Raw genomic sequence first — 17,219 nt, forward strand, 5'->3', positions numbered from 1 at the left:
TCTAAACGTAAAGCTATCTAGTTCTGTAGTTTCCCGTTGAGGTGGCTAGCGCAGGCGTGCACTGATCCATTCCACAAGGCGGTCTGCCCCATCGTCCCCCGTAAGCATCAGCCATGGTGACTGCCACGAGCCCTCCGCGAACTTTTGGTACGCCGCTAGTGTGCGCTCCTGCAAACTCGAGTCCTTTTCGTAGGCATCTCTCGTTCGCTGCACATCCGAGGCTTCCCGCTTGCGTGCACGGTCGGCTGCCACTCCCACCGACGTGGCCAGACAGACCTGAACGTCGGGAAGCGGAAGCTGGAAATCCCCGAATTCGGTCTTCTCAATCCACTCGACGATCACCGGATCCTGTGTGCGCGCCAGGGAGTAGGCCGCGTTGGACGCGACGTAGCGATCGATAATCAGAACATCGTTCTCGCGCGCTGCATCAACAATCGCTTCACGACGTTCTTTGCGGTCCAGAGCGAACAGGAGTGCCATTGCCCAAGCGGAGTCCGCGGTGTCGCCGAGCTGACCGTGCAAGGCTTGATCGGCGAAATCAGCGAAGATTGTCTGCCGGTACGCCGGAAAGGTCATCGAAGAAACGGAGTGCCCTTGACTTCGGAGTTGATTGGTAACAGCTGTGACAAGCGTGTTCTTGCCAGCACCGTCGATTCCTTCGACTGCAATAATCAAATTTTTCTCCTCGCGCACATGGCTGCGGCCTAGCCTTGCCTAGAACTAGTAGCGGTAGTGCTCTGGCTTATACGGGCCCTCGACATCAACGCCGATGTATTCGGCCTGTTCCTTGGACAGTCGGGTGAGCTCGCCGCCGAGTGCCTCGACGTGAATCCGAGCGACCTTCTCATCCAGAATCTTCGGTAGACGGTGGACAGTGTTGTCGTACTTATCACCGTTGCAGTAGAGCTCAATCTGCGCGATTGTCTGGTCGGCAAACGAGGTCGACATTACGAAGGACGGGTGTCCGGTGGCATTACCCAGGTTGAGCAGGCGCCCCTCGGAAAGCACAATCAGAGAGCGCTCCTCGCCGTCTGCATGCAGGAAGATGTACTCGGTGACCTGCGGCTTGATCTCCACACGACGGACATCATCGCGGTGGTGCAGGCTATGCATGTCGATCTCGTTGTCGAAGTGGCCGATGTTGCCCAGCAGCGCGTGGTTCTTCATCTGCTGCATGTGCTCGAAAGTAATGACGTCCTTGTTGCCTGTGGCGGTGATGACAATGTCGACATCTGCGATGACGCTCTCAGTAGCGACGACGTCGAAACCATCCATCAATGCCTGCAATGCGTTAATCGGGTCGGCCTCGGTGACCTGAACGCGAGCGCCCTGGCCAACCAGTGCCTCTGCGCACCCCTTACCCACGTCACCGTAGCCACAGACCAGTACGTTCTTGCCCCCAACCAGCATGTCGGTACCGCGGTTGATGCCGTCCAGAAGGCTGTGACGGGTGCCGTACTTGTTATCGAACTTGGACTTGGTGACCGCATCGTTGACGTTCATGGCCGGGAATGGCAGCACTCCCTGCTCTGCGAAGTGGTAGAGGCGGTGGACACCAGTGGTGGTCTCCTCTGTGACACCCTTCACCGACTCTGCAATTCGGTGCCAACGGCCGGCATCCTTCTCCAGGCTGGCGCGAAGCATGTCCTTGAAGGCAATAAACTCATCCGAATCCGACTCTTCTGCTGGCGGCACCAGGCCAGCATCCTCGAATTCCATGCCCTTAATAACAGCCATGGTGGCGTCGCCGCCGTCGTCCAGAATCATGTTGGCATCTTCATCGCCCCAGTCGAAGATGCGGTCGAGGCACCACCAGTACTCCTCCAGCGTCTCGCCCTTCCAAGCGAAAACCGGAACACCCTGCGGGTCCTCCGGAGTGCCGTCTCGCCCAACGACGACAGCCGCAGCGGCCTCATCCTGGGTGGAGAAGATGTTGCAGGAAGCCCAGCGAACCTCTGCGCCCAGCGCCGTCAAGGTCTCGATGAGCACCGCGGTTTGAACCGTCATGTGAATGGAGCCGGAAATACGGGCACCGGCCAGTGGCTGCTGCTCTGCATACTCTTCGCGCAGGGCCATCAGGCCTGGCATCTCGTGCTCGGCCAGACGAATCTGGTGACGACCGGCCTCAGCCAGGGAGAGGTCTGCAACCTTGAAATCAATGTTCTTCGAGGACATGTAACGCTTTCTCTAGATTCTTTGACGTGAGATTCTTCTTAAAGAATCACTACTGGGGACGCGAGAATTACTCTACCGCTTCGACACAGTTTTCCAGCGCCGCCTGGTCAGACTCACTGAGTTCCCCCAGAAGACTATCGAACACCTCGGAGGCGATAGCCAACGCATCCTCCTCGCTGCCGTGTGCCTCCGAGATTCCCTCCCGGATGAAGCTGTAGTCCTCCACAATGTCACCGCCGCTAAATGGCGCACCATTCCAAATTGCAATAATCACAGCCGCCGCGAGTGCGCAGGCCTTCTCATCGCTACTTTCGGAATCCACCCCAATGCGGCCAGCATCAATCAATGCACCAACGCGATCCTGTGAGTCGAGATCCTGAACCTCATCGAAGAGTTCAATGACCGAATCGCTTCCAAAAACCTCAGTCTCCCAGATGGACATGATAGGTGGCCACGCTCCTTTCGCGCTTCGAACCAATTGCCAGTTTTCGTCTTCGACGAGCGCTTTCCGAAGAGCGCTTTTCGACGAGCCCACGGTAATCTGGCCGCCGACCTAATAGCTGTCGTCTGCACGCGCCGCTAGCCGGAAAACCGCATGTGGCCTTACCGAAGTTCTACCCGACTTTTCGCCACTTTTACAGTGCGAGAGACTTATTTAATCCCCTCAACACAATTTTCACCCTAGAGAGAAGATAACGGGCATGTTAAGTTAGTTCCCAGACCTCGTAATGTAACTGTTATCTTTTTCGTTACAGGGCGACCTCACGCATGACACGAAAGGAGTACCTACCATGGTGAAGAAGGCTTTTGGAGCTCTTCTGCTCGCAGCCCTTCCCCTGAGCGTTTCGCTCGTTGGCTGCTCCGATAGCAATGCTGCCGAGGGGGCGAACCCGGAAAACGCCGGCTCTCAGTCGAAAATGGAGACCTCTGCTCCGCTGCCTCCAGTTCCTAGTGATGCCGAGCTGCAGCAGAGCACTGAATCGAATTCGGATTCCTCGCTGACTGAGACGACTGGCAGTCTGGTACCTCGTCCGACCACGCCATCGAGCAGCGAGATTGTAGAGGATCCGTACCTGCCACCGCAGGCGTATATCCCGCCGACTTCCACAAGCTCTAGTACGACAACTCCGACGTCGACCACATCAACACCTCCGACGACCACGGAGACCACAGAGCCCACGTCTGACGACGTTTCTTCGCCGACGCCCAGCAAGCCGGTGCCACTGCTACCGGAAGATAACTCGGAAAAGCCGAACGACAGTCTTCCGGAAGGCGACGGTGACGCAGCAGCTGAGCCGAAGCCGCCTTCATCGCAGGCGGAGTCCCAGTCGGGTACGCAAACCACAACTCCGTCCGAGACTCCTCAGAAAACTCCTTCGAACGAGCCGACGTCCCCGAAGGTGCCGACACCGCCGAACAACCAGGCCCCTTCGAAGGAGAAGGACACCACTGGCGGCAATGGGGCTATCAATAGCAAGATTTCCCCAATCCCGGAAAAGCCGAAGGACTCCGGATTCCTGGGAAATCTCTTCGATAACGACTAGGACTAACCCACCCGCGGGACGGTCGCGACAAAGACGGTTGCCCCGCCTTGGCGCGCAGTCAACTCAATATCGACTGCGTCAACAGCCGGAACCCAGGCCGCATGGCCACTGGGAACCTCAACCACGGAGTCGTCGTGACGCAACGCCACCGTGCCCGCGGTAGACAACACAACCGTGGCGGATTTTTCGTCGAGCAGAACATGTTCGCCCGGCTCCAGGTCCCGCGAACGAAGGCGGAACTCGCGCACCGGCGCGTCATAGTCATTCCAGCCATCATCGGTCAGCCGCGACTGCAGCACCGGATCTGGCAGCGGGCGGAAAGAGAGCACGCGTAGTAGCTCCACGACATCGACATGCTTAGAGGTCAGGCCTCCGCGCAACACGTTGTCGGAGTTGGCCATGATTTCCACGCCCATGCCATTGAGGTAAGCGTGCAACTGTCCCGCACCAAGGTAGATGGCTTCGCCCGGCTGTAAGCGAAGGCGATTAAGCAGCATCGACCCCAGAACTCCCGGGTCCCCCGGATACTTTCGAGCCAGTTCGCAGGTAGTCTCGGCTACTCGCGAGAACTCCTCGTCCTCGCCACTGTAATCCGCGCACTTAGCAGCCACGGCTTCGACCAGCTCATCGAGGACATCCTGGGGCAACGTCAACCACGTTGTAAACAATGCCCGCAGAGCGCTCTCGTCATCGGCGGCATCGAGCAGTCCCATGTAGTGGTCGAGCTCCGGTACCGCCAGCGCTGCGAGCAGCTCCTTCGTGCGCTCCACCGGGCGGAATCCGGCCAACGCGTCGAAGGTAGTCAGGGCGACAATGAGTTCTGGCTTGTGGTTATTGTCCCGGTAATTGCGGAAATGTGCAGTGGCCGGAATGCCCTCCGCATTTTCGCGTGCAAATCCCTCCTGAGCTTCTGCCAAGGTGGGGTGTGCCTGCAGCGACAGCGGCTCATCGGCTGCGAGCAGTTTCAACAGGAACGGCAGCCTGCCGTTGTCGGTGTCAATTGCGCATCCGAGCGCAGCCGCCGGATCCTGCGCAATGAGCTCATCCAACGGCGTGCCGGCCACTGTGGCCGATGCCAGTGCATGCGCACCAAACCACAGTTCCGCCCAGGGCTTCGATGTGGGAGCGTCCGCACCGGTGATTCTCGCCAAATGTGTACGAGACCCCCAGGGGTACGACTGCAGCACGGGGTCCAACAGCTCCATGCCCGTATCACTCCTCTAATAGTCACTACTGGCGCAAGCACGCCAATCTCACCGAAGCCCCAAAAGCCTTCGGTGACACCCGGCGATTACGCAGAAAACGCCGCAATCGCACCAACTCTGGCTGCAGTAACACATACTTCAACCAGTGGATGATGAGTCTCCGCATCAAGCGCAGGGCACTCCACACGAGCCCATCCAGCCTCGCCGTAGTGGTCCCGGTAGTGGCCCACATTGTTCGGCGCAGCTAAAACAATCGCCCCCAACGGTAGCACTGTCGCCCCTTCATCCCCACCATCTATGAACGGGTCATAGAAAATATCTCGGCTTTCCTGGGGTTCTGCAGCGAGCAATGCGCCCACGCTAAGAGACAATTCGCTTATCGACGACGCTGCCGAGACCACGCCTGCCTCGAGCATCTGTAACGATGCCAGCTCCGCTACCGGCGCCAGCGCCGAGGTCGTCGACACTGCAAGCATTCTGCGGCCTGCCAACCACTGCGCTACCTGCCGCGCGGGGTTAACTGTTTCATCTCGCTGCGGAGCACAAGCCGCAATATCGGCGTCCACCACATCGGCGACTTCCTCGACTACCCCGGCCGGAGCCAGAGCGGTGGCACCACATTCGGTGAGCACGCTGGCGATGACACCGACATAGGCGGTAAAGGACGCGGACTCCGCCATCGCCGGGCGCGGAACCACAACCGTATCGGGACTACCGGCGGCACGCAATGGCCCTTCACCGGGATCCACCACGATTGTGGCTGCTCCTCGCCTATCAGCTTCAGCCAGAGCTGCACCCAGTGGGCTGCCGGGGTTGTCATCACAGACGATGACCAAGTCGAGGGCGCCGACATAACTGGGCAACTGATGCGCAATTACGACCGGGCAGCGGATGTCGTCGGCAAGCGCGCGCACGGATTCGGCGGCGAGCTGCGCCCGACGATTTCCCACGAGGATGACCGCGCTGCGCGGCAGTGGAAGTTGAGCAAACGCTCCCCCGCGAGTCGCGGAGGCAGCAGCTCTGAGACCTGCGCCGGCAGTGGCCATACGGTAGAACAGGGCCTCTTGGCGCGGGTTATGGGAGGAGTCGAATGACGAGGTCATACTCCCAAGCATGCCTGAAAACGGGCGTGTGGGGTTGATTAACCGCGGATGATGCCGAGAACTTCGTCGACAAGAGCATCGACCTCAGCACGCGTCGGCGCCTCGACGTTCAGACGCAGCAGCGGCTCCGTATTGGAGGCCCGGACGTTGAACCACGCCTTGGAATCCGCCAGCTCAATGGTCAGGCCATCCATCCAGTCCGAGGACTCGGTGCGATCGGCAAAGGCAGTCTCGATTTCCTTCTGCTTTGCCTGCTGCTCCTCTGCGCTGCCCAGGCGGGAATTAATCTCGCCGGAGGCCTCGTAGCGGTTGTACTCGGCCATGAATTCGCTCAGTGGCTTGTCCTGCTCTGCCAGTGCAGCCAGGACGTGCATGGCGGCGAGCATGCCGGAGTCAGCGTTGAAGAATTCCTTGAAGTAGTAGTGTGCCGAATGCTCGCCACCAAAAACAGCACTGTGCTCGGCCATTTGCGCCTTAATAAAGGAGTGCCCAACACGGGTACGAACCGGGGTTCCGCCGTTTTCCACAATCATCTCCGGCACGACGTGTGAGGTGATCAGGTTATGGATGATAGCCGCGCCCGGGTTCTGCTCCAGGTAGCGGGTGGCCACCAACGCACAGATGGCCGATGGGCTGACCGGGTTACCCTTCTCATCGACGACGAAGCAGCGGTCAGCGTCGCCATCGAAGGCAATACTGATGTCTGCGCCCTGCTCCACCGTGAACTTCTGTAGGTCAACGAGGTTGGCGGGCTCCAATGGGTTGGCCTCGTGATTCGGGAAGTTGCCGTCGAGCTCAAAGTAGAGGTCAGCAACATCCATGTCTTCTCCGAGCACTGCTGGGACTGTCAGTCCTCCCATACCGTTACCGGCATCGACTGCGACCTTCAGGCGACGGCCGGAGCGGATGTCGACCAGCCCATGGAGGAACGCCGCGTAATCCTGCAGAACATCCTCGTGATCAATTTCGCCCAGAGTGCCGGTGTACTCCGGGATTCCGTCGACAAGCAGATCCTTAATCTGAGCAAGCCCTGTCTCCTGCCCGATCGGGCGGGCGAGCGAACGGCACATCTTGATGCCGTTGTATTCAGCCGGATTGTGGCTGGCAGTGAACATCGCGCCCGGGCATTCCTTTACTCCGGAAGCGAAATACAGCTCGTCCGTAGAGGTCAGGCCGAGCAGGGTGACGTTGAGCCCCTGTGCAGCCGCGCCGTCGGCGAAACTAGCCGCCAACTCCGGCGAGGACTCACGCATATCGTGGCCAACTACGGCACGAGTTGCGCCCTCTGAACGCATGATGTGTCCGAAGGCGGCGCCGATGGCTCCGACAAGGTCCGCGTCGATGCCCTCACCGACAACACCGCGCACGTCATAGGCCTTGATGACGGCATCCAAATCGGAACGATTGTAAGTGCCCACGAAAAACCTCTCTGGGTAAGTATCAGTTTTGTGAAAAATGATACTAGCCACAGAGAGGCTCTCACAAAGAAATGCCGCGGCAAGATGGCATGAGCTGGGGCACGGCGCCCGACCCGTTAGTCGTCCGAATCCTCCGGATCGCGAACTACATGCAGGTGACCGCGCGCGGATTTCCGCGTCGACGGGTGGCGGCTGGAATCAATCTTGTAGGTCTGCGGACGGTTGTCGACCTCATCCCGCAGCACCAGGCCAGTCGCGTTGCGGCCAGCTTCACGGACGGCTTCCGCCAGTGCGGTCAAATCATCATCGTCCTGGGCGGGCGTCGGCACGTCGTAACGCACGAGCTCCCACCCCAGCGGTGCGGTGATAGAACGCGCGTGCTTCTCACAGAGATCCCAGCTATGCGGTTCGGACGCGGCGGCGAGCGGACCCACCACAGCCGTCGACTCCGCGTAGGCATACGTCAACGTAGCTACGGCAGGTTTGCCACAGCCGGGCCGGCAACAACGTCTAAAAACACTCACGGCATCAAAGTCTAGACCCTAACTTTAAGTTTCGATAGTTTTTCTCCCACTCGGGCGTTTTTCGCTTTCCGACGCTCCCCCGGGGCACCCCAGCCTTACCCAGTAAACCTGCGACATGGCCGGAAGCTGGCCTCACCCACGTTGACGATCCGACCGATTAAGCTCAACAAATATGAATTCATCGGCTTATACTCCGCGCTCTTTGCGACGCTCACTGCGACGCGGTCGCGGACCTCGGGGTCCTCTGTTGCCGCCGGAGGTACCCCGCTGGAAGAGCCGTTCAGAAGCTTTTGACCAGGCGGTTATTGACGCCTACGCCCCATTGGATCAGCACTGGTCCCGGCAAGTGTCACACCTGGACATCGCCATCGACACGATTCCTCGCATGCAGTTGCGCCCGGACATGTATTTCCCGGAAGAGATTGTCGCTGACGGACCTGTACCGCTGGGACGGCTTATCCCCGCTGGCATTGACCGCGTAGGCAACCCCACCCGCCCCTGCGTAGTAGTGTTCCGCCGCCCCATTGAGCGCCGTGTCTCGGGCCGAGTGGAACTGGACCAGATGCTGCAATATGTACTGACCCGCCTGGTAGCGGTATATCTGGGCATTGACCCGGTTGAGGTGGACCCTAGTTTCAACGAGAACTTCCTGTAGAAAGCTTTCTTCTAAGGAGCTCCCTAGAGACCGGGTTAATAGACAAACAGTGTGTGATTCTCAAGATAGTAACTGGTCAGGCCCCATAAATTACCGGCTGCACGCGTGAATACGGGCTGCAAATGTGAAACTGTGTGAGTTTATGACACTTTCAGGCCATTTTTCGGGCGATTTTTGTCATAAACGCAGTCAGTAACTCGGATTGAGGGCTAAGCGGTAAAAGGGTCCACCCGGCGACATGCTGAGCGGACATACTTTTGTCTATTAGCCCTAGAGGGCGGAGAAAAACTCGTTCAACGAAAAATCCCCCAGGGTATTACCCAAGGGGAAACTGCGAGGTCGAGCGAAGGATAAAATACAGACCCGGCTGCCCTAGCCAATCTGCCGCTTCAAACGGCGGCGCTCACGCTCAGAGAGGCCACCCCAAATGCCGAAGCGCTCATCATGCTCGAGAGCAAACTCCAGGCATTCATCTCGCACACCACAAGCACGACAAATACGCTTTGCTTCGCGAGTGGATCCACCCTTCTCAGGGAAGAAAGCTTCTGGATCGGTCTGGGCACACAGAGCTTGCTCCTGCCAGTCCTGATCGACGGCTTCAAACAACCCCGAAAGGTCATCTGCCCACTCTGTCAACGGCCGAGGCTGGTTTTCAGAGGAGCTATCATTCACAGCGATGTCACCCGCATTCGTCTCACTATCCACAGCAGAGCCGCCATCAAACATGCTGGACTTTTCCATGCCGAGGGCCTCCTGATGGTTGTTGCTGCGGGTCTTTAAATTGGGCTTAGTGTGCGAAACACACATTTGTGATTACACACGTGTAACCCACCATCGGTCAAGCCGAATAGAGAATTTGCCCCAATACTTTTCATTGCCCCTGAAGCCCCTCCCCCCGCGTTGGGGATTAAGTTCAGGTTGAAGGATGGCGCCCGAACCCTAAACCTGCCACCTGAACTCAATCACATTCGCCACATGCCTCTCACCAGCAACTTTGACGACACTTCGGCAACTCTAATCAGATATTGCCGACAAAAGTCTGACACGCCGAAGGCTGCAGACTAGACATCCGTCGAAAAACGTACTCCGTGATCGGGGATCTGGACGCCCGGCCACACGCGGATACCGTTAATCAATTCACAGCGCGCACCAACGACGGCACCCTCGCCGATAATGGCATCACTGATGACCGTTCGCGGGCCGATATCGGCGCCATCGGCAATCACAGAGCGCTCGATCACAGCACCGGCACCGATGCGTGCGCCGTCGAAGATCACCGATTGATCAATCCGAGCTCCCGCACCAATCTCCGCCCCACGGCCGACAACAGAGCCACCGTAGAGAAGAGCACCGCCACCGACCGACGCAGATTCGTCGACAAGCGCTTCGCCGTGCTTACCCTCTAGGAGTGGTGACGGCGCGATACCGCGGACCAAATCGGAGGAGCCGCGGACGAAGTCACCCGGAGTCCCCATGTCACGCCAGTAGGCGTAATCAACGTGACCGTAGACGTTCATACCGCGGTCAAGCAGCGCTGGGAAGATTTCACGTTCAACGCTGATGGGGCGACCAGCCGGAATCGACTCGATAATCTCGCGGCGGAACACGTAGATACCGGCATTAATCTGATCGGTCGGCGGATCCTGGGTCTTCTCCAGGAACTCCAGGACGCGCCCATCCTCATCGGTCGGAACACAGCCGAACGCGCGTGGATCCGGCACACGGACGAGGTGCATCGTAACGTCCGCATCCTTCTCCGCGTGGGTGCCCAACACCGCGCGCAAGTCGGTACCGCCGAGGACATCGCCATTGAAAATCATTGCGGTGTCATAGCGCAGCTTGTCTAGGACGTTTCGGATACCGCCACCGGTTCCCAACGGCTCAGCCTCAAAGACGTATTCAATTTCGAGACCCAAATCCGAACCGTCGCCGAAGTGTTCTTCAAATACTTCAGCTCGGTAGGAGGTGCCCAATACCACGTGCTTCATACCTGCTGCACGAATGCGGCCAAGCAGATGCTCCAGGAATGGATGCCCTGCCGTGGGCAGCATCGGCTTCGGCGTATTCACGGTAAGGGGACGCAAACGCGTACCTTGCCCGCCGACCAGAATGACAGCGTCAGTCTGTTCAGCCAACGTGGCTCCCGCCTGCTGTGCAGCATCCGCTCCCGGCTGGAAGGCGGAGCCATGCCCAGCACTCGGACGAACTTCGGTAGTCATGAAATCGGTAACTTTCTTCGATGGATCATTCCAACAGTTAATTAATTCCTACGCTTTTTGACCGCGATTATGACTTTGCCACGCAGGAACAGCCCCAAACGCAATGCCAGTCGCACAGGTGCCAGCGCCGGCCCCGGCAGGCGATCTGACATAAAACGGTATGCCGACTCGTGATGGGCCTTTACGGTAATTTCCGGGTGCTTACTGGCAGAATGTCCCTGCGCGTGACGTATCTCTGCACGGGGACAGAAAACATTGCTCCAACCGGCCTTGCCCAGTCGGTCACCCAAATCCACGTCCTCCATGTACATGAAGTAGCGGGTATCAAAGCCATCAATCTGGTCGAACGCATCCCACCGCAGCAGCAGGCATGCGCCCGACAACCATCCCGCCGATCGCTCACGATCCATATCCGTGTCATCCCGGTAGTGACGTGAGAAAGGGTTAGTAGGCCAGATATCGGCAAGCAGCGCGTGTCCGATACCGCTGACAAGTTTAGGAACCGCGCGTGCCGACGGGTACACGCTGCCATCCGCCTCGCGAATCAGCGGACCAATCGCTCCAGCTTTGGGGTTGCGCTGCGCGCATTCCAACAGAACATCGATTGCGCCAGGGGCAAACACCACGTCAGGGTTGACCAGCATGACGTAATCAGGATTGATTTCACCAGCACGGCGAGCCCGCCCCAGCTCCGCAATGCCACGGTTGGCGGCCGCGCCATAGCCAATGTTGCCGCCGGTACGCAGAAGCTGAACATCCGCTCCGGTCTCCTTGGCCCGAGCTTCTTCCTTCTCCACGGAACCATCCGTCGAGCCGTTGTCGGCCATAATCAGACGCGTGGAGGCACTGGCGGCGGGGCCCAGCGAATCCACCAGCTTGCTCAGGTGCTCACCGGGCGAAAAGGTCACGGTGACCACACCGAGCGGAAGCTGCGAGGGTTGCGGGGAATTCGAGGTTGCATTCACAAACCTAGACCCTAGGTCAGGACAGCACGCAAAGTGTCCTGCCACTCCGGAAGCGCATGTAGACCTACCTCACTCCATGCCGAACCATCCAACACGGACCAGGCCGGCCGCGGGGCCGGACGTGGGAACTCACTGCTGGTACAAGCCGCCACACGCTGCGGATCGTGACCGGTGAGCCGAAACACTTCGCGAGCCACTTCGAACCATGTCGCCTCACCGCTGCCCGTGACATGGAAGGTGCCGGTCGGTGCGCTGCTCGGTTCGGACAACACACGTTCGGACAACTCCCAGACAGCTCCGGCGAGATCACCGACAAATGTGGGGTTTCCGTGCTGATCGTCAACGACCTTAATAATTGCCGGATTGCCTTTGTCGTCAGTCGCCGTCTCTGCCAGACGCATCATCGTGGAAACGAAGTCCTTGGCCTCCGGCTGTGTGGGCCCCGACCAGACCCACGCCGTGCGCAAAATAGCGAAACGCGCACCCGAATCACGCACATTATTCTCCCCCACTAACTTGGTACGTCCATACATAGTCCGAGGCGCGGTGAAATCATCAACTCGCAGCGCTCGGCGCTGCCCCGTCATCTCATCGACTGCTACATCACCGAAGACATAGTCGGTGGAGATGTGAATGAGATACGCGCCTTCTTTTTTCGCCCGAGCCGCCAAGTACTTCGGTCCAAGTGCATTGATAAGGTGCGCCGAACCGGGATCGGATTCTGCGCCATCGACATCGGTCGCCGCTGCCGCGTTAATGATGATGTCGACGTCGTCAAGCAGAGGCGTTGCCTCCACAGCAGCCGAATCAGTGATATCCAACTGTGCCCGCGTAAGAGCGAGCACCTCAACATCGGCGGCGAAAGAATCACACTGAAGCGCAGTACCCAGCTGTCCCGCCGCGCCAGTTATGGCGACAATGGGACGCCGCGAGTTGCTGTGGGTTGGTCCAGGAGTGGCGAAATGCGAGACTGAAATTTCAGACATATTCTTCTTTATCACTATCGTAGATACGATTGACACTGTGTTGAGGTGTAACCGCACACGGTTGGACGGTTAAGGTTTATGTAGTTTCCGCAGCTGCTTACTGCGCTCCACGATGTGTGGAATGCCCACGCAGACATGCAGCACAAATTATATTTTCGAAAAACGGTTTAAGAGGAGCCCCGGTTTGAGCAGCCACACGCCACGCGCGCGTCACGCACGCGATATTCAAGCGCCACCGTCCTCTGCAGAGAGTACAGCCCAAGCTTGGCCGCCGATGCTACGCAATGCGCTTGTGCTGCTCTCAGCCATTATCCTGGTTATTTCCGCCGTTGGCTGGTGGACACTTGGTAGAACCACCGACAACTTGGGTTCGGGTGGCGACTTCGGTCTGGGCAGTGAGAAGGACGGTGCAACCGATATTCTGCTCGTCGGCTCCGACTCTCGCACCGATGCCCAGGGCAACCCCCTGACTCCGGAAGAAGTTGAGCTTCTGCGTGCCGGCGACGAAGAAGCCACGAATACAGACACGATTATTGTGATTCGTGTTCCTGCCGATGGTTCTTCAGCGACGGCAATTTCCATTCCGCGCGATACCTATGTCCACACCAATCGCCTAGGCAACACAAAGATTAATGGTGTCTACGGCAATACAAAGCAGATGGTCGAAGAGGAACTCGCAGGAAGCGGCGCCTCGCCGGAAGACATTGAGCGTCGCTCGACCGAGGCCGGACGTAGAGCTCTAATTGAAACCATTAGCGATCTCAGCGGTATCACTGTTGACCACTACGCAGAAGTTGGCCTGCTCGGCTTCGTCCTGCTCACCGATGCCATTGGTGGTGTCGATGTATGTCTGAATGAGGCTGTCTACGACGAGTTCTCGGGTGCAGATTTCCCAGCGGGCTCACAGACATTGAAGGGCGCCGACGCGCTCTCATTCGTCCGCCAGCGCCATGGTCTGCCCCGCGGTGACCTCGACCGAATTACTCGCCAGCAGGTCTTCATGGCCTCGTTCACCAATAAGCTGCTCGGCGCTGGCACGCTGTCTAATCCCGCGAAGCTGTCTGAACTGGGCAACGCCGTCCAGCGTTCGGTGGTGCTCGACGACAACTGGGATGTCACCGGATTTGCCACCCAGATGCAGGGCCTCAGTGGTGGCAACGTGAAGTTTGAAACTATCCCGGTGACCTCGATTGACGGTGTCGGTGACTATGGCGAGTCGGTGGTCACAATCGATAAGGGCCAGGTTCACAAGTACTTCGAGACCCTGCTGGGCACCAAGGAAGAAAAAGCTCCGGCGAAGGAAGAAGACGAAAAGAAGGCTGACCCCAACGCGGCTGAAACTACGGTCAGCGTTTACAACGCCACAGGCATTGAAGGTTTGGCCAGCGGCGTCTCAGGTTTCTTAACGGAAAAGGGCTACACCCAGGGCGAGGTCGGCAACGCTGAGTTCGCCGGCGTTGCCTCCAGCCAGATCAATGCGGCTGACCCAGAGGATCCGGCAGCGCAGGCCATCTCTGAGGCACTCGGTGGCGTACCGATTGTCCACGATCCATACCTCGATCCGCACCACATCTCAGTGACAATTGCCGGTGACTACGAAGGCCCGGGATTGACATCAGAGGGAATGGCCGCTGATTCGGGCGACGGTGCCGAACCCGCGCCTGAAGTCGAAGATGGTTCCAATGGCGATGTCATCGGCCAGGAAGGCGGGGCAATTCCGCAGGAAGATCGCCCCGCTATCGACGCCGCCGGCGTGACCTGCGTGAACTAGGCCCGTCCCTTCGGGGAGACCTCAGCGACATGTTCGATGAGGTTATATTCCTCAATTGCGGCCAAGGACTCCTTGGCCTCCTGTTCGTCCAGCACGTTCATGATGAACCCGTTCTGGACGAACACCCAATCACCTGCCACCAGCTCAGGCACGTACATTGCCGAGCATTGCCGCTTCTGCCCCGCCATATCCACCGTCGCCATCGGCAATGGACCATCGGCGATTGCCAAAACCCGGGCAGGAATTCCAAGACACATCGTGTTACTTCGTCCTCTCCACTACAGTCGGGGCGTCCGCCGAACCAGGGCTATCCGTTGTTATATTGTCCGCAGGTGCACCGGCATGTTCCTGCATCGTGAATGTCATCACTCCCGCAGGTGCCGAACTACACGGTAGGCACGGATCAGCGGCCCAAATCGACTTCTCGACCCCCGCAGTCTCCCCGCCACCGCACAGCTGCTCGGTAAGCATACGCGTCAGCCAGGGTTCATTCTGCGCAGTCGGTGTCATAATCTGACAATCCGTAATGATGCCGTCAGCTCCTGCCGTATAACGATGCACTAACAGCCCACGTGGCCCGTCAATCATCCCGACACCGCTGCGAGGTTCTTCAAAGTCAGCATTCTCAATCGCCGTCGCAGCATTCGGATTGCACACATGGTCGCCGAGCAGCTCCCCGTCGGCAAGCACCCGCTTCGCCCAGGCCACGGTGTCGGCGAGAAGCTGGCGTTGGGCGTCGCGTGGGCTGATTCCACGCTTATCGACGACAACCTGCCTGGAGACCGGCCCCACCCGGTAGAAATCTGCCCGCTGACCTTCACAGCCATCCTTGCCCAGCTCCTTCGAGGCATCAAACACCGGTCTGGGAGCGGCATCGCCCGGACGGGATTCCCAAACACGTGTAGGCCAATCAGCAGCCGGGAAAATCTGCGCTGCGGTATCGGTGTCGTGCCGCGCGACTGCCAGGTAATTTCCCAGCGGAGCAAGTTCACCGTCAGCGTCGACGACTGCGACGTCGAGACCGTCAAAAGTATCCGTCCAAGCATCAGAAGCATCGGGGGCGGCAAGAAGCTCCACTTCCTTGATTACCGCCGTCTCAGCCAGCGCCTCCAGAGCACTTTCGGCCTCAGAAACAAGCGTCTTATCCACTGCCGCGCGCACACCGCCGGGGACGGCGACATCTGGGAAATGCGACGGTGCCCCCGCTGCACGCATCAGAGCTTTTCCGGCACGCTTCATTGTCCGCGCCCCCTCGCGGTCGACGGCCACAAACTTGGTCGCTAGATTATCCAAGGTCGACCCGGCCGCCAGCAGCTCTCGAATCAACTGTGCGGTTCGGGGAATGTCGGAAATCCTGTAGAGGTCCTCCACCGCCCGTACACCTGCAAGATGATGCACAACCGGGCACAGGCCACACAGCCGCTTGGTGATATCTGGCACATCTAATGCCTGCTTGCCCACGAGCATCCCGTCGATACGCGGCAGCCCTGAAAGGTCGAAGGACACCTGTGTGATGGCGCCGTTGTCATCGCGATAGACATCCAGTCGTGCCTCGAATGGGTCAACAAGCTCATCGAGCTGGATGTGCTGGGTAACCGGAACGGATTTGGATGACATGGTCCGCCTGCGCCTCCTTCGCGCTGAGTGCTTCGCCATAATGGTATCTGTGCATGAGCTTGGATTGTTGACCAGCGTGGTGGAAAAGATCGCCGAGGTCTGCCCGGGACGCACCGTGACAAAGGTGTCAATGCGTGTCGGCGACCGCTCCGGGGTCGTCTACGATTCCCTCATCGCCGCATGGCCTGTGGCCAGTGCCGCGACGCAGTGTGAGGGCGCCGAGTTAGATGCCGAGCTCATTGTCTCGACGGTCTACTGCCCCACCTGCGAGGCCGAGCATGAAATTGATGAATTCTATGCTCTAACCTGCCCTGTCTGTGGCACACCTACTGCGGATTTACGGCACGGCCGCGAGTTTGAAATCTCCAGTATTGAGGTCAACGCTGAGGGCGAGGGTTAGACGTCACTGTCGCGCTCGTCGGCAAGCCAGCTGTCGATGAGCTCACGCGCAACCTCAGTCGCCTCCTCAATGCCGCCAAGTGCCGTGTTGCTGAGCCCCACCACCATGTCGGCAGACTCGTAGACCACTCCCACCACACCGACGCGCTCAGGCTCCTGCCCCAGCAGTCGCGCCGCGGTGAGCAAATCCAGCAAGCCGACCTGATGCGCGGACAGCTTTGCCGCCAATAGTCGCGGGATCTGGTCACCGACGAGCTTGACGACGGTACCGGGATCCCCCGGACCAGCGAGAGCGTCGAGTAACAATAGGTTCTTGGCCTCCTGCACGATGGGCAGCAACTCCATACCGCAGGTGCCACCATCGATGTAGGCAACCGCACCCGTCCATTCGTCCCCTCGCCCGGCGAGGTTCGCAGGATCATCGAGGTTGGAGGGCGACCAGACCAGATGCGCAGAATCCCCAGCCTGCGTTGTCTGCCCCATGCCTGCAGATTCCAGTTCTGGGGCAAGACGCCTCAGCAGCTCGAGACCAATGCCGTCGTCGCCCATGACGGGGTTGCCGATGCCAAGAACCGTCACCAACGGAGTGCCAGCATCAGCACCGGTGACTGCGTCGGACACCTTATCGTTACCCAATG

18 protein-coding genes are annotated in these 17,219 nt (G+C 58.8%); 4 read left to right on the top strand and 14 right to left on the bottom strand.

Annotated features, from left to right (window positions below; translation table 11 throughout):
• Nucleotides 1–45: 45 nt before the first annotated feature.
• From AB1Z34_RS00400 to AB1Z34_RS00410, 3 genes are all read right to left on the bottom strand, one after another.
• Nucleotides 46–675 carry a dTMP kinase gene (locus AB1Z34_RS00400; RefSeq protein WP_367157738.1) on the bottom strand — a complete coding sequence of 210 codons (630 nt, stop codon included), beginning with the start codon at nt 673–675 and terminating at the stop codon, nt 46–48.
• 45 nt (nt 676–720) lie between these two features.
• Nucleotides 721–2,175 carry an adenosylhomocysteinase gene (gene ahcY, locus AB1Z34_RS00405; RefSeq protein WP_367157739.1) on the bottom strand — a complete coding sequence of 485 codons (1,455 nt, stop codon included), beginning with the start codon at nt 2,173–2,175 and terminating at the stop codon, nt 721–723.
• Nucleotides 2,176–2,242: 67 nt separating this feature from the next.
• Nucleotides 2,243–2,617 carry a DUF4259 domain-containing protein gene (locus AB1Z34_RS00410; RefSeq protein WP_049191146.1) on the bottom strand — a complete coding sequence of 125 codons (375 nt, stop codon included), beginning with the start codon at nt 2,615–2,617 and terminating at the stop codon, nt 2,243–2,245.
• A gap of 349 nt (nt 2,618–2,966) precedes the next feature.
• Here AB1Z34_RS00410 and AB1Z34_RS00415 point away from each other — a divergent pair, with 349 nt between their 5' ends.
• Nucleotides 2,967–3,719 carry a hypothetical protein gene (locus AB1Z34_RS00415; RefSeq protein WP_016422202.1) on the top strand — a complete coding sequence of 251 codons (753 nt, stop codon included), beginning with the start codon at nt 2,967–2,969 and terminating at the stop codon, nt 3,717–3,719.
• Between the two features lie 2 nt (nt 3,720–3,721).
• Here AB1Z34_RS00415 and manA read toward each other — a convergent pair whose 3' ends face one another.
• From manA to AB1Z34_RS00435, 4 genes are all read right to left on the bottom strand, one after another.
• Nucleotides 3,722–4,924 (bottom strand): mannose-6-phosphate isomerase, class I, encoded by a 1,203-nt coding sequence (gene manA, locus AB1Z34_RS00420; RefSeq protein WP_070603450.1) that lies wholly within the window; start codon nt 4,922–4,924, stop codon nt 3,722–3,724.
• Nucleotides 4,925–5,010: 86 nt separating this feature from the next.
• Complete coding sequence (locus AB1Z34_RS00425; RefSeq protein ID WP_070603451.1) at nt 5,011–6,027, bottom strand: hypothetical protein; 1,017 nt, start codon at nt 6,025–6,027, stop codon at nt 5,011–5,013.
• Between the two features lie 38 nt (nt 6,028–6,065).
• The gene (locus AB1Z34_RS00430) at nt 6,066–7,445 is read right to left on the bottom strand and encodes a phosphomannomutase/phosphoglucomutase (protein WP_367157740.1); all 1,380 of its coding nucleotides are present in this window, start codon (nt 7,443–7,445) and stop codon (nt 6,066–6,068) included.
• 116 nt (nt 7,446–7,561) lie between these two features.
• Nucleotides 7,562–7,969 (bottom strand): DUF3499 domain-containing protein, encoded by a 408-nt coding sequence (locus tag AB1Z34_RS00435; RefSeq protein ID WP_005509890.1) that lies wholly within the window; start codon nt 7,967–7,969, stop codon nt 7,562–7,564.
• A gap of 172 nt (nt 7,970–8,141) precedes the next feature.
• On the opposite strand from AB1Z34_RS00435, the gene AB1Z34_RS00440 reads away from it, so the two are divergent.
• Nucleotides 8,142–8,624: a metallopeptidase family protein gene (locus AB1Z34_RS00440; protein WP_367157741.1), complete on the top strand. Its 483-nt coding sequence runs from the start codon at nt 8,142–8,144 to the stop codon at nt 8,622–8,624.
• A 372-nt stretch (nt 8,625–8,996) separates the two neighbouring features.
• Here AB1Z34_RS00440 and AB1Z34_RS00445 read toward each other — a convergent pair whose 3' ends face one another.
• From AB1Z34_RS00445 to rfbD, 4 genes are all read right to left on the bottom strand, one after another.
• Nucleotides 8,997–9,365, bottom strand: coding sequence for a WhiB family transcriptional regulator (locus AB1Z34_RS00445; protein ID WP_005510060.1), 369 nt, complete (start codon nt 9,363–9,365; stop codon nt 8,997–8,999).
• Nucleotides 9,366–9,685: 320 nt separating this feature from the next.
• Nucleotides 9,686–10,843, bottom strand: coding sequence for a sugar phosphate nucleotidyltransferase (locus tag AB1Z34_RS00450; RefSeq protein WP_048731655.1), 1,158 nt, complete (start codon nt 10,841–10,843; stop codon nt 9,686–9,688).
• 41 nt (nt 10,844–10,884) lie between these two features.
• A complete protein-coding gene (locus tag AB1Z34_RS00455; protein WP_070438459.1) occupies nt 10,885–11,808 on the bottom strand; it encodes a glycosyltransferase family 2 protein in 924 nt (307 codons plus the stop codon).
• An 11-nt stretch (nt 11,809–11,819) separates the two neighbouring features.
• A complete protein-coding gene (rfbD, locus tag AB1Z34_RS00460) occupies nt 11,820–12,794 on the bottom strand; it encodes a dTDP-4-dehydrorhamnose reductase (RefSeq protein WP_070603456.1) in 975 nt (324 codons plus the stop codon).
• 274 nt (nt 12,795–13,068) lie between these two features.
• Here rfbD and AB1Z34_RS00465 point away from each other — a divergent pair, with 274 nt between their 5' ends.
• The gene (locus AB1Z34_RS00465; RefSeq protein WP_224783753.1) at nt 13,069–14,565 is read left to right on the top strand and encodes an LCP family protein; all 1,497 of its coding nucleotides are present in this window, start codon (nt 13,069–13,071) and stop codon (nt 14,563–14,565) included.
• On the opposite strand, the gene AB1Z34_RS00470 is transcribed toward AB1Z34_RS00465, so the two are convergent.
• Together AB1Z34_RS00470 and AB1Z34_RS00475 are read right to left on the bottom strand one after the other, a co-directional pair.
• The gene (locus tag AB1Z34_RS00470; protein ID WP_070603458.1) at nt 14,562–14,822 is read right to left on the bottom strand and encodes a HypC/HybG/HupF family hydrogenase formation chaperone; all 261 of its coding nucleotides are present in this window, start codon (nt 14,820–14,822) and stop codon (nt 14,562–14,564) included. The two genes, AB1Z34_RS00465 and AB1Z34_RS00470, sit on opposite strands and share 4 nt — an antisense overlap.
• A gap of 4 nt (nt 14,823–14,826) precedes the next feature.
• Entirely contained in the window at nt 14,827–16,182 is a 1,356-nt protein-coding gene (locus tag AB1Z34_RS00475) for a nickel-dependent hydrogenase large subunit (RefSeq protein WP_070603460.1), read from the bottom strand.
• Between the two features lie 40 nt (nt 16,183–16,222).
• Between AB1Z34_RS00475 and AB1Z34_RS00480 the strand changes: the two genes are divergently transcribed.
• Nucleotides 16,223–16,582, top strand: coding sequence for a hydrogenase maturation nickel metallochaperone HypA (locus AB1Z34_RS00480; protein WP_016422189.1), 360 nt, complete (start codon nt 16,223–16,225; stop codon nt 16,580–16,582).
• Here the strand turns inward: AB1Z34_RS00480 and AB1Z34_RS00485 are convergent.
• The gene (locus AB1Z34_RS00485) at nt 16,579–17,163 is read right to left on the bottom strand and encodes a hydrogenase maturation protease (protein ID WP_049191165.1); all 585 of its coding nucleotides are present in this window, start codon (nt 17,161–17,163) and stop codon (nt 16,579–16,581) included. The genes AB1Z34_RS00480 and AB1Z34_RS00485 overlap by 4 nt on opposite strands.
• Nucleotides 17,164–17,219 lie beyond the last annotated feature (56 nt).

The sequence above is a fragment of the Corynebacterium sp. 045007 genome (assembly GCF_040743205.1).
Lineage (GTDB): Bacteria > Actinomycetota > Actinomycetes > Mycobacteriales > Mycobacteriaceae > Corynebacterium > Corynebacterium jeikeium_D.

Excerpts from the sequence above, each read along its gene's own strand:
- ahcY (WP_367157739.1), bottom strand. The coding sequence starts at position 2,175 with ATGTCCTCGAAGAACATTGATTTCAAGGTTGCAGACCTCTCCCTGGCT.
- AB1Z34_RS00410 (WP_049191146.1), bottom strand. The coding sequence starts at position 2,617 with ATGTCCATCTGGGAGACTGAGGTTTTTGGAAGCGATTCGGTCATTGAA.
- AB1Z34_RS00415 (WP_016422202.1), top strand. The coding sequence starts at position 2,967 with ATGGTGAAGAAGGCTTTTGGAGCTCTTCTGCTCGCAGCCCTTCCCCTG.
- manA (WP_070603450.1), bottom strand. The coding sequence starts at position 4,924 with ATGGAGCTGTTGGACCCCGTGCTGCAGTCGTACCCCTGGGGGTCTCGT.
- AB1Z34_RS00425 (WP_070603451.1), bottom strand. The coding sequence starts at position 6,027 with ATGACCTCGTCATTCGACTCCTCCCATAACCCGCGCCAAGAGGCCCTG.
- AB1Z34_RS00440 (WP_367157741.1), top strand. The coding sequence starts at position 8,142 with ATGAATTCATCGGCTTATACTCCGCGCTCTTTGCGACGCTCACTGCGA.
- AB1Z34_RS00445 (WP_005510060.1), bottom strand. The coding sequence starts at position 9,365 with ATGGAAAAGTCCAGCATGTTTGATGGCGGCTCTGCTGTGGATAGTGAG.
- AB1Z34_RS00450 (WP_048731655.1), bottom strand. The coding sequence starts at position 10,843 with ATGACTACCGAAGTTCGTCCGAGTGCTGGGCATGGCTCCGCCTTCCAG.
- rfbD (WP_070603456.1), bottom strand. The coding sequence starts at position 12,794 with ATGTCTGAAATTTCAGTCTCGCATTTCGCCACTCCTGGACCAACCCAC.
- AB1Z34_RS00465 (WP_224783753.1), top strand. The coding sequence starts at position 13,069 with ATGCTACGCAATGCGCTTGTGCTGCTCTCAGCCATTATCCTGGTTATT.
- AB1Z34_RS00470 (WP_070603458.1), bottom strand. The coding sequence starts at position 14,822 with ATGTGTCTTGGAATTCCTGCCCGGGTTTTGGCAATCGCCGATGGTCCA.
- AB1Z34_RS00475 (WP_070603460.1), bottom strand. The coding sequence starts at position 16,182 with ATGTCATCCAAATCCGTTCCGGTTACCCAGCACATCCAGCTCGATGAG.
- AB1Z34_RS00480 (WP_016422189.1), top strand. The coding sequence starts at position 16,223 with ATGGTATCTGTGCATGAGCTTGGATTGTTGACCAGCGTGGTGGAAAAG.